Genomic DNA, 12,046 nt, shown 5'->3' with positions numbered 1-12,046 from the left:
TGTGATTAATTTTTCTTTGCAGTGGATGCGTTTTTATAAATACCTGTATACAGGCGCTCATATAGCATGCTTACGTGGGCCTGGTTGATGCCTGTGTACAATACCTGTTTTTGTTTCAACAGGCTCAGTAATTTCCGGGCATGGGCACCCAGCACAGCAGGCAGGTCATTATCGGCTTTGGCGAATGCATCTGTCAGCGCGATCAAACGCGTGATGTATTCCTGTTGCAGTTCACGACGCGGCAGACTCACAGGCTGGTTGTTGTTCACCTCCGAAAAGATGCCGGCACTCAGGTCATTCAGGAATGTCATGGGCGTATAGGCAGCGGCAGGATCATTCAGGACTACGACTTGTAATTTCGTCAACACGCCACGGCTCAATACTTCACCCAACAGAGCACGCTGAATACTCAGCACGGAATCAAAACGCCAGGTGGTGCGGCTGTATACATTTTTATCGGCCAGCCAGGACGGTGTTTCAAAAACCTGCTGATGCAGAAACAGCAGGGACTTTTTTTGCACCGCCTGCGGCACGAAAGAAAATACATGGCCCGGCTGGTCACTGTTGCGCACATTGGTATATACGCCACCAAGCTGATTCAGCACATAGCGGGTGTAGGCTGTATATTGATTTAGCAATGCTTCATACATATCACCGGCGCGTTCATTACCGGTTGCTGGTTCACTGGTCCATTCTACCAGGTGTGGCACTATCTTTTTCAGGTTGTTGATACCCAGTGTGGCTGCCTGTATAGCATCATTGCCAAGATCGCCCAACTGGTTGCGTGGGTCTGCTACCAGGGTCAGGTTCAACGGGGCATCGCCGATATAGGGTTCGGCAGTCTTTACAGGAAACTCTTTGATCCATTTATTCAGTGATGTGCTTTCATTACCTGGCATTACACGATATCCCCAGTTGAGCATCCATTCATCTGTTGCAGAGATACGGGGCAACAGGTTTTGTACCTCCACTTTATCCGTTGGCTGTACCACATAGTTCACCAATACAGGATCGGTGGCAGAACCATTAAAGGCATGATCCGACAACCAGCTATTACTCCGGAGGTCTGCAATCTTATTACCAAAGGAAGCACCGGCATTGGCTTTCAACCCCAACAGCCGACCCATTGTTTGCATGGCATAGGCTTCTACCAGCCTGCCCATGAGCGCATCATCAAACACCGGCTTATTAGCTGCTTTATCAAGCGCACCGGCCTGTATAAAATATTGCTTGTATAAAGTATCAAGTGTGCTGAGGTAAAAATTAAGCTGCACCTGTAGAATCTCGCCACTGCGGGGATCAACTACCATGCTGCCTGGATTTTTACCGTCACCCGGCATGAATACAACTACGCTGCGTTGCGCATTGTCGAGGAAGGAAACGCCTGTTGATGCAGGGGCTTGTATAACCTCGATGGCATTTTTAAATCCTGCTTTTTCAAATGCTTTGTTCCATGCTTCTATCCCTGCTTTTATAGCTGGCTTCCATTTGGCCGGCATAGCAGGATCGATGTACATCCTGATGGGTTGTGCCGGCGCAGTGAGTTTGCCGGAGAGATAAGCTTCCTTATCGGAAGGCTCCAAGCGCCAGCGTACGATCACTTCTTTATTGACAACACCAATAGGATTGTTGTCGAAGTCGATGTAAGAAATGTCCTGCCAGCCTGTGCGCTTATCAGCAAAACGGGCAGTCATCGGCACAGCAGGCAACAGGATCATGCCTGTACGTAGCTGGAAGGTATAGGGCTGTGGCTGCGATCCTAACCCCCGCACCCTGTTGTAGGTACGCATGAAAGTAAACGCAAGATTATCCTGGTAGCTTTTTACGCTGTCGAGGAACGACCTGTCGGATAATACCATTTGCAGTCCGGTTACATTCTTTGCCGTTGCAGAAAAGCCAAACAGGTTATTATCCTGACCCAGCAGGTCGGTAATTTCAATCACCGACGTATGGGTACTATCATTGACTGCTCTCACTACGAAGCTGTTGACGATCGGCTCCATGTTGTTCCGTTCCAGGGAACGCGCCAGGCCATTGGCCGAACTATCCATTGCCCGCTCTCTGTAGCTTTTGGTGCGGATGAACAACCGGTTGCCATCTCCTTTTGCAAAGTGGAATACCTGCTGCCCGATAATATCGCCTGCATAACCGATGGGTGTAGTGGCACTCCGGAAATCGGCCGGGGCCACACCAATGCGGTTGATGACCAGTATTTCGCGGCCCAGCATAGCATCGGGTACTTCCATGAAATACTTTTCGTCGATCTTGTGCACGGTCAGGAAGCTCTTGTACGATACTGCCTTGGCAGTGATCACTTCCTTGTAGGGTTTAGGCCCGTCATTACGTGCATTCAGGAGGGCAGTTGCTGCTCTCATGGCAGCGCTGTTGTCTTTTTTCTGGCTGGTATCGCGAACAACCGGTTGGGTATTGTTGCGCCTGCGATCTCGTTGTTGGGCTATCGTGCCGGTATGGACACAGCAAATCATAGCCACAAGCATGCCTCCGGAGAGGAGCTTCTGTACTTTTTTTGACATGGTTTTACTTTAATAAGCCGGCCTTCCGGACGGCGGCCGGCTGTTTGCTATGAATGATGAATTGTGATGAGATTTAGAATTTGAATGCGATGTCTTTTATTTTTCCAAATTGCTCGTATACTGCTGCAGGCTGGGCCTGTAAAGTACCGGAGGTTACATTGGCTTGTAACATGTATACTTTGCCCATGCCTGTACTGTTGTTGTAAGTACCTACCATCAGGTATTTGTCTACTGCATTTTCCGATAAGTTCCTGCCAGGATGTGGACAGGTTTTTATACAGGTGATCTCTTCGCCCACAGGGATATGAGGCCATGCATCGATGCTTTGAGACGCTGTTCCTGTAGAAAGATCAAACACGATCTGGTAAATCTTGTTGCCTGCTGCATAGTACATCAGCTGGCCACGCATACCCAGGGCAAATAGTTTTGCTTCTGTGATCCTGTCGAAAGCAGAAATATCCATGATATACTTCGCGGTGGAAGTGGCAAAGTCCATTACATAGATATAGCGTGCACCATCGTCGCCAGGATTTTTAAAGAAGCCATAACCCATTGCTATGCTTCCATAACCATATCCCAACCAGATGAGGTCTTTACCAATGTTATTGAAATTGAAAGGTGGTGTGCCGGCTGTTGAACTGGAATATGCGCTCAACGTAGTGCCTAAAGGACTGGCCTGCAGGAATCCCCTGCTCTGTTCATCAAATACCACAATCCTTCCGGGAGCGAACATAGTGTAAGGCGATGCTTTATAACTGCCTGAAGCTTTTGTCAGCAGGGAATAAGCTGATTCACGGCCAAAGGCAAATAACACCATATTAGCATAGAATTGCCCGTTATTTACCAGGAACTCATACCCGGCACTGGTTTCGTAGTTATTGGTATTAAATCCAAGTGGCGCAAAATATCCTTGCGGCTTTTGAGCATTGGGTGGCAGGAAAAACAGGTCTTTAAATTTCTTATTGATAACCATATCAGCCGGAGAAACAGCAACGCCATCATTGCTGCTAAACAGGCTAATGTATTGTACACTTCCTGATTTGAAAGCATTGATCCCTATTGCTTCACCTGTCAAAGGCATAGTAGGATTAGCTAAGGAATACAGATTTCTCACCACTTCATCCGCAGGCAACAACCCTTCCAGCAACTTCGTTTTAATGAGATCGCAATCCACCTGGTTATTTTTCTCATACAATACCAGCAAGCCCGCTCCGATGCTTTCTACATTCATCGTATACCTTGCAGCGGCACGGCGTCCGGTAACAGGATCGGTAGCTGTAAATTCCAGGTAATACTTTTCCGGGAAAAGTGGAATGGGAACAGACAGGTCTTCAGTGGTAGACAGCGTATCTGCTTTATTACCGTTGAGGCTCGGTTGAACCAGGTAAGCACTCCAACTGTATTTCAATTTAGAGCGATCGCCTGCATACACCAGGCCCGATTTCAATTTCAGTGTATCGAACTGGCCTACAATAAACTCCTTCCCCACCTTTATGGAATCCACATAAAATTGCTCCAGTTCATTGTAGTCATAATTTCCTTTATCCTTGTAACAGGCAGCCAACATCAATGTGCCGGCGCATACAAGGCAGGTGATCAGTATTATATCGACTGTATATTTTTTCATGATCGTTTAAGCATAAGTGATTTAAATTGTCAGCGGAGTACCGTTGTCATCGAGATAAGGCCAACCCTCCGGTCTTCCTGCGTTGGCAGGATTTTCATTGTATTCTTTCAGTGCATTTCTAAGCGCCGCCTGTACTGCCAACAGGATATTGAAATTGCCCTGGTACCTGGTAAACTCCGTGACACCCAATACATCAATAATGAAACGGTACTTGGCCTGGGAGAAATTGCCTACCTGAGGTTGAATGACAAACCAGGAGGCCGGTTGCGCCAGGAAATCGTACCATACTATGCGAAACATATTCCTCGTTGGTTCTCCCTGCAGGAAATGTTCATTGGGTACAAAGCGAAATACCAGTTTGGCTCTTTCCTTTTTCAGGTTCAGTCCCGGTACATTCTTCTTTACGATAACCGGTATTTGTGCGGTAAAAGAATTAGCCGGCATGATGGTGGCCCCGATCGTATAATCAGCAGCGGTGACATTGGTGCTGTCTTTTACTACTTCCAATGTAAACGGACGATCTGCAGGCGCCGTTTTACCAGTAACATTGGCTACTACGTATAGCGTATCGAATTGAGCAGTGGCAGGTTTTAGCATGAAAGATGTTACAACAGAATCCCTCGTGTAGGTAATATTGCCTTCCACCACCTTTTGTCCCAGCCAAATGCGGGTAGAGACATCCTGGTACAGGTATTCCTGCTTATCACATCCCGGCAGCAGGCTAACCACCAGGACCGTGAACAATATGATTAATTTTCTCATTGTCGAATAATTTTAGTCGATGCGGTTAGCGGAATTGTGTTTCATCAACCGGGATGGGCAACACATATTTCTGTTTATCAAACACAGCGGGTCCCCACTCCATCCTGCTGGCATCGATCCGCTTATAGTAATAAAATAATATTCCTTCGCAAACAAACTCCCGGCGATACTCCAGCAACAGTTCATTGCGGAGAGCCGTAGCAGCTGTACCTGCAGGTATGTCCACTTCAAAGCCCCTGTTGCGACGTAGTGTGTTGATGCGGCCACGTGCTTTTTCAGGGTCCGTATCGAAAGCTGCTTCTGCAGAGATGAGGTACAACTCCGGCAGGCGAATCAGCGGCAGGCGACGGGCCAGGTTAATGGGTATCCCTTCGGGTTGCCGCAGCTTCAGGTTATACCGGTCGGGCTGTGCACTGGAGCGCTCGGGCGACCAGAAATACAATTTGCGCCAATCGTTGGCAAACGAATACAGGGTGTTGATATCTGCACTACGGAAATACAACGACACAGAAGAAGCGGTGTTGAATACCGATTCCTGCAAGCGGTCGATGATATTGTTCGATAGCTGTGCCACGTCCAATACAAACACCTGCTCAGCGGTGAACGATCTGTCCCTTTTCGATTCATCCAATACGGCGATGGCATCCAGTTTTGTCCAGGTAAACTGTGTGGCGGTAATGATCTCGTCAGCACACAAGGCAGCATTGGCCACATCGCCTTTGTATAAATACACCCTTGCCATTGCCGCTTTTACTGCGAAATAGTTCAGGCGATAATTACGGTTCAACAAGTAGCCATCATCGACATTGGCAGAGATCACCCGGCCTGTTTTGATGGGATCAGATTGTTGCAACAACTCTGCAGCCGCTTTCAGATCGGATAACACACTGTCCAGTACAACACCCACTGTGGAAATGGGCGTAGGGTTAAAACTATACTTCACCACATAGGGAATGCCCGGTGCTGCTGCATTGGCTTTAAACGATGGAGCAAACAGGCGCAGCATATCGAAATGTAAAAAGGCACGCAGCCCCAATGCTTCTCCTTTGATCACATTGTAGTTGTCGGTCTTGAACATGTTCCTGTCGGCCGTATTTAAATGGCTGATCAGATTATTGAGATTAGCGAGGGTCTTATAGGTGTTGGTCCACATCGCAGTGATCAGCGGCTCCACCTGTATATTCGTATAATCATTGTTGCGCACCTGCTGGTAAAAAGAACCAGTATTCGGGTATACGTTTCCTACCGCATCTACAAAACCAAAGGTCATTTCCCGGCCATACAGGTTGGCTGATGCCATGGTTACATACGCTCCATACAATACATCTTTGAATCCCGACTCACGATCATACATCACATCGGCATCCACCTGGGTCTTGGGTTTTACGTCCAGCCACTTGTTGCATCCTGTGAATGCCAACAAGACCGGCATCAGTATAAGGAGATAGTTGTTTTTTCTCATAACGTTCATTTTTTAGGTTAGAACATGGCTGTCAAACTGAAAGAAACAGTGCGGGCAAAGGGATACGAAGTCCCCCGCTCGATCTCTACCGTAGACACACGAGCTACATCGTTCATATTGACACCCAGCCTTAAACGGCTAATACGTTTGCTTTTGAAAAAGGCAAGCCTGTTGAGGTCATAAAACATGCTCACCGAAGAAATCTGCCATTCGTCCTGGTCTTCCACAAAACGTTGTGTGGCACGTGTGGTAGCCCTGTCGGCAATATTCTTGAAGCGGGATACATCACCAGGTTTTACCCAACGGTCGGAGAAAACGCGACGGTCTACGTTGTAGCGCAGGTCGGCATTTTCTACTTTATCCACGAGCGTCTGGTTATAGATCTGTCCTCCAAACCGGTACAGCATACCTGCATTCAGACTAAACCCATTGAATTCGAAATTGAATCCTACGTTTCCTTTGAACGTTGGCTCTGTATTACCTACTACTGCCAGGTCATTGGCATTCCAGGCATGCACGATCGTTCCATCCTGCCTAACGAATATCTCACGACCGCTCGCTGGGTCGATACCATAAGAAGGAACTGCCCAGATAGCGGTGAGCGATTGCCCTTCGGTATAGCGAACCACTGGCCTGTTGGTGATCGTAGCTGTTTGCTCTTTATTGAATGTCTCCAGGGAGTTGGATATCTTTCTCACCTTATTCTTGTTTTGCGTGCCGGCAACATAGAAGCTGAAGTAATTGCCTGGTCGCTTCTTGTCGGCCCACACCCTATAGTTCAACTGAAACTCTACACCCGTATTCTGTACTTCACCCAGGTTCTCTTTGTAAGAGGTGAAACCTGTAGAGAGCGGCACAGATACATCCGTCAACAGGTCATCCGTATTGGAGATATAATAATCGAAACGGAAGTTCAACCTGTTGTTCAGCATCGCCAGGTTCAAACCAATATTCTGATCGAACTTGCGCTGCCATTGGAGTGATGTGTTTTCCAGGCCCAGCAAAAAGGCGCCGAAGTTGCCCAGGTAATCATCCGTGGAATTGTAATTGAACGTTGCCCTTGATTGATAAGAGTTGAATTGTTGTGAACCGGTATACCCTACCGATCCCCTCACCCTCAGCTGATCGATGAACTTAATATGGTCCATAAACCGCTCCTTGTGCAGGTTCCACCCCAGGCCAAAAGACCAGAAGGGCCCCCAGCGCTTGTCTCTGCCAAATTGGGAAGAAGCGTTGGCGCGGAAAGAAGCATCCATCAGGTAGCGATCGGCAAAGGAATAGTTGGCAGCAACGGAACCACCCAGATCGCGTGTCGTATTCTCTGAACCTGTAGGACGTCCGTTCAACGCATACTGACGTGCAAAGATGATGTCCTCCATGTAATCATTGGGAAATCCTTCTGCTGTGAAATCAGTATTGCGGTTCATTTGTTCACTGATATTCCAGAGCAGGTTGAGGCTCACGAAATGATCACCAAACATTTTGTTGTACGAGCCGATCAGGTCGGCAGCAAATTTGGTGATCCTGCCGTCCCTGTACACATACTGCCCTTTACGGCGTATCAGCTCAGGCGTTGTGTAGCTGAGAAAGGTAGTATGGCTGGCAGGATAAAATACCTCGTTATTATTTTCTTCCGAGCTGATGCCCACACGCCCTGTGATCCTTAACTCTGGTATAGGCATAAAATCAGCCTGGAAGTTGTTGTTGATCTGTGCGTATTGTAAAAAGTCTTTCGTATTGATCGTAGCATTCCACATCGGGTTGCCTACCGGCGATCCGATGATGATATTCTCTCCGGCAATTTTCGTAACATTCCCGTTTTCATCCGTAGGTCTGAAGTAGGGATTCATGCGCGTGTAATCGGAGAAGTTGCCCCAGGGAGAGTTGGTGCCCTTGTTGAATACTACATCGAGGATATTGCGCACCATCCATTTTTGTGTACGATAAGAAAGGTTCACGCCACCTGAAATAGTGGTACGGTCAGAACCCTTCATCGCACCGGGCACTGTATTGTATTGAAAGTCGACTCCATACCGGAGCTGATCGCTGCCACCCTCAGCATACAGCGTATGCTTTTGACCAACGGCTGATCTCACCGGTTTGGCTTTCCAATCAGTATTTACGCCACGCAGCACTTCTTCCAATATGCGGTTGTACTCCTGGTCGTATGCATATTGCTGGTCGGCATAAAACACACTACTATTACCTTGCGCTTTGTAAAGCCCTGCATTTTTTTCTACGGTGAGTTTTTCCGCAGCGTTCGTGAGGTTGTAACTGTCTAGATCGGGAAAGGCTGCGTTCACGTTGCCGGTATAGGTGATCTGTATTTTACCGGCTTTGGGACGTTGGGTCTCAATGACCACTACCCCATTGGCTGCTTTGGAACCATAAATGGCTTTCGCAGCCGCATCTTTCAACAGTGTGATGCTGGCCACCCGCGTCATATCGAGATCGATCACCCGCGTGAGCGATACTTCAAATCCATCGAGAATAAATAAAGGCTGGTTGGGATTGGTCTGGTACTCGCCCCGCAGATCAGGAAAGCCTGACTGGCCACGCAATTGAATTTCGGGCAATGCATTGGGGTTGGAACCTACAGCCAGATTATCCACCAGCGCAAAAGTAGGATCAAGGTTCTTGAGACTTTGGATCACATTGACATTGCCTACTTTCATCAACTCATCGCGCGTGTAGGTTTGTGCAGCACCGGTAAAACTTTCAGCCCGGCGATTGAAGATACCGGTCACCACCACATCGTTCAGCTTTGAAGAAGCTGTTTTCATTTCGATGGTGATGTTGCCTGGTTTTATATCTACTTCTTTGGTCTCAAACCCTACATAACTGATCTGTAATTTTCCGCCCAGCGGGATCAGTGCGAATATAAAATTACCTCCCTGGTTGGTGGTGACACCCCTGGCTGTGCCTTTCAACATAACGGAAGCGCCCACAATGCCTCCTCCTTTTTCGTCTACTACTTTTCCGTATACGGAAACCAGCACTTTCGGCGTATCGGCTGGCGCCGGCGCCGGTCTGTGCTCAATCACAATAGGCACTGGCTTTCGCGACAGGATGATAGTCTTTCCTTCGATCAGGTAGCCTACCGGTTGATCTTTGAATGCCAGCTGGAGGAAATTGTTCAGGGGCATATCTTTAGTAGAAAGCGTGACGGGTTTAATATTGGTCAGTACTTCCTTGTTAGCAAACACGAAATAGCCTGTTTGCTTCTTGATGACCTGAAACACTTTGGTAAGCGGAACATTTTCTCCCGAAAACGTAATGCTTTGTGATATGCCTGTAGCATATACATTCAGAAAGACAGTTGAGAGGAATACCGCAGTTAGGTTGATTTTCATCAGCATTCTCCTTTTTAAAGTTGGGTCCGGGCCTACAGCGATCAGGCCCGCTACTACTTGTTTGGTGCTGTTTAAAAAGACCCTGTACCACCAGCGTTCCGCACATGCGGAACCCTTACGGGACCAGGGCCCATAAGCAGTTTTTTGCATAAATTGCATTGTTTGGTTGTAAAAAAACGGTATCGAGTAAACCTGTTTTGGCTCAACTGAACATCCCCGGAAGTGTTAGCGCACTTCCGGTTCTGTTTTGTGGGGATTGTGTTTGCTTGCTATTTAATCATATTTTATTATACCTGTTTTTGACTGTTTAGGGTTCTACAACTAATCGCCTGTTTTCTACAATACGAAAATGGACATTGGTAGCATCGAGCGCCTTGAGTACCCCTGCAAGGGTCATGTCCCTGCTCATCTCTCCGAAAAACTGGATATTGGGAATACCTTTTTCATACACCACCTCGATATCGTACCAGCGGGCCAGCTGACGCATTACTTCCTGCAGGCTGGCATCCTCAAAGTTGAAGGCGCCATATCGCCAGGCCATCACCTTATCGATATCTGCCTGTTTTAAAGTCGATGTGGTTACTGCATCATTTGCGATCTGCGCCTGTTGACCAGGTTTCAACACAACGCTGCGTTCCGCCTGTCCTGCCTGTTGCTTGCTGCTGTTGCGTACCTGTACACTGCCTTCCAGCAGCGTTGTGCTGATATTTGGTTCATCGCCGTAACCATTGACATTGAAACTTGTACCCAATACTTGTACTTCCGCCTGGTCATTTATTTTTACGAAGAATGGCTTCGTTTTGTCTTTCGTCACTTCAAAATAGGCCTCGCCTGTCAACTGAACGCGGCGCTCATTCCCGGTAAACGCTGTAGGAAAAGTGATGGAGCTGGCAGCATTGAGCCACACGCGTGTACCATCCGGCAGGGTTACATTGAACTGCCTGCCTTTGGGTGTGTACATGGTATTCCACTGTTGCTCCGCATCGCCTTTGCCAGCTGCCGCTTCATACTTCAGCTGCCCATTGTTCAGCACTACCTCAGTTCCGTTCTGGTTAGCGATGGTGCCATTGCCCAGGCTGTCGAGAGTAATTTTTCTACCATCTGCCAGCGTAAGGATAGCACCATCGCGGCCCGGCGCCACATCCGTGCCAACCTGGGATAACGGGGAATCCCGGTCAGCAGGGGATAAATAAGATCGCCAGATATAAGCACCGGCCGAAAGCATCACCAGAATTGCGGCAGCCCAACCCCATTTGCGCAGGAACGGGAGCCTGCGTACGGGGGCCTGCCCAGTCATTTCAGGTTTATCTGCCAGAGGCGCCCGCTGCAACAAGGGCAGCAGGGTTTCATCTGCTTCTTCCGAAGCATACACATCCCCTCCCAATGTTTCGAAGGCAGCCAATACGTTAGGATAATGTTCAGCATCGTTCAGCAGCACATGGAATTCCTGCTGTTCTTCTACGGTCAGTTGGTTGTTCATGAACTGCCCAACCAGGTAATGTAATCGTTGTTGATTCATAAGATTGTATAAAAGATGCGCGACACAACAGGAGTGTCATGTCCGTGGAAACAATTTTTTAATAAATAATTAAAATTTAGTTGGCAGGAGGATGGATAATAATACATAAGGCAGCGGGCCGAGGTGGTCGCGAATGCTTTTGAGCGTGGCGCTCAGCGTGTTGCGCACATGACCATGAGAAAGGTTGAGCCTTTCGGCAATCTCTTTGGCCGAAAGCCCTTCCACCCGGTTGAGCTCATAGATCATCCTTCGTTGCTCGGGCATATCCCTGATAAAGTCCCGGATCTTCTGTTGCAGCTCTTTGAAGCCAATGGTTTGGGAAACGTTCTCTTCTTCAGCATGAGGTAATACGAGGTCAGCCAGCCGTTTGTCGTAAACTGCATTTTTGCGCAGGTACATCAGCGATTCGTTCAATGTCACCTTCTTCAGCCAAGCCGGCAGGTATTGAATATTCGGCAATTCTTCGCGATGGAGCCAGAGCTTGATAAATACTTCCTGCATCACATCCTGCCGGGCCGCCTCATCCTGCAATACCTTATTGGCCAGTATACCCATAGAAAAGGAGTAACGCCTGAAAAGCGCGGTAAATGCCTGTTCATCGCCCGTCGCGATGCGCAGGATCAATTCCTTTTCCTGGACTATGCCGTCCCCGTCAATCTCCGGCATGCAAGTGATTTTGGTAAAGTTTCAATGTTACCACAATATTACCGCAAACAGTGCAAAAAGGTCTACTTGAATTTTGCAGCATGCTGCTGCAAAATTACCTGATTCATAGGTGAATAGGATATC

The 12,046-nt window shown here is 48.0% G+C and carries 7 protein-coding genes; all 7 read right to left on the bottom strand.

Annotation, left to right across the window (positions count from 1 at the left end):
- Positions 1-5: 5 nt before the first annotated feature.
- On the bottom strand, positions 6-2,534 hold the full coding sequence (locus tag AC5JBY_RS11675; protein WP_495904768.1) for a zinc-dependent metalloprotease: 2,529 nt from the start codon (positions 2,532-2,534) through the stop codon (positions 6-8).
- A 73-nt stretch (positions 2,535-2,607) separates the two neighbouring features.
- Positions 2,608-4,161 carry a PKD-like family lipoprotein gene (locus AC5JBY_RS11670; protein ID WP_495904767.1) on the bottom strand — a complete coding sequence of 518 codons (1,554 nt, stop codon included), beginning with the start codon at positions 4,159-4,161 and terminating at the stop codon, positions 2,608-2,610.
- 21 nt (positions 4,162-4,182) lie between these two features.
- A complete protein-coding gene (locus tag AC5JBY_RS11665) occupies positions 4,183-4,923 on the bottom strand; it encodes a DUF4843 domain-containing protein (RefSeq protein WP_495904766.1) in 741 nt (246 codons plus the stop codon).
- Positions 4,924-4,948: 25 nt separating this feature from the next.
- Positions 4,949-6,385 (bottom strand): RagB/SusD family nutrient uptake outer membrane protein, encoded by a 1,437-nt coding sequence (locus tag AC5JBY_RS11660; protein WP_495904765.1) that lies wholly within the window; start codon positions 6,383-6,385, stop codon positions 4,949-4,951.
- Between the two features lie 17 nt (positions 6,386-6,402).
- Positions 6,403-9,738 (bottom strand): SusC/RagA family TonB-linked outer membrane protein, encoded by a 3,336-nt coding sequence (locus AC5JBY_RS11655; protein WP_495904764.1) that lies wholly within the window; start codon positions 9,736-9,738, stop codon positions 6,403-6,405.
- 307 nt (positions 9,739-10,045) lie between these two features.
- Positions 10,046-11,257, bottom strand: coding sequence for a FecR family protein (locus AC5JBY_RS11650; protein ID WP_495904763.1), 1,212 nt, complete (start codon positions 11,255-11,257; stop codon positions 10,046-10,048).
- Positions 11,258-11,326: 69 nt separating this feature from the next.
- Complete coding sequence (locus AC5JBY_RS11645; protein ID WP_495904762.1) at positions 11,327-11,923, bottom strand: RNA polymerase sigma factor; 597 nt, start codon at positions 11,921-11,923, stop codon at positions 11,327-11,329.
- Positions 11,924-12,046: the final 123 nt, after the last annotated feature.

This window comes from Paraflavitalea sp. (assembly GCF_059502485.1).
Note: the sequence above shows the minus strand (reverse complement) of the source record. Positions and strands in the feature narration are given on the sequence as shown.

Excerpts from the sequence above, each read along its gene's own strand:
- AC5JBY_RS11675 (WP_495904768.1), bottom strand. The coding sequence starts at position 2,534 with ATGTCAAAAAAAGTACAGAAGCTCCTCTCCGGAGGCATGCTTGTGGCT.
- AC5JBY_RS11670 (WP_495904767.1), bottom strand. The coding sequence starts at position 4,161 with ATGAAAAAATATACAGTCGATATAATACTGATCACCTGCCTTGTATGC.
- AC5JBY_RS11665 (WP_495904766.1), bottom strand. The coding sequence starts at position 4,923 with ATGAGAAAATTAATCATATTGTTCACGGTCCTGGTGGTTAGCCTGCTG.
- AC5JBY_RS11660 (WP_495904765.1), bottom strand. The coding sequence starts at position 6,385 with ATGAGAAAAAACAACTATCTCCTTATACTGATGCCGGTCTTGTTGGCA.
- AC5JBY_RS11655 (WP_495904764.1), bottom strand. The coding sequence starts at position 9,738 with ATGAAAATCAACCTAACTGCGGTATTCCTCTCAACTGTCTTTCTGAAT.
- AC5JBY_RS11650 (WP_495904763.1), bottom strand. The coding sequence starts at position 11,257 with ATGAATCAACAACGATTACATTACCTGGTTGGGCAGTTCATGAACAAC.
- AC5JBY_RS11645 (WP_495904762.1), bottom strand. The coding sequence starts at position 11,923 with ATGCCGGAGATTGACGGGGACGGCATAGTCCAGGAAAAGGAATTGATC.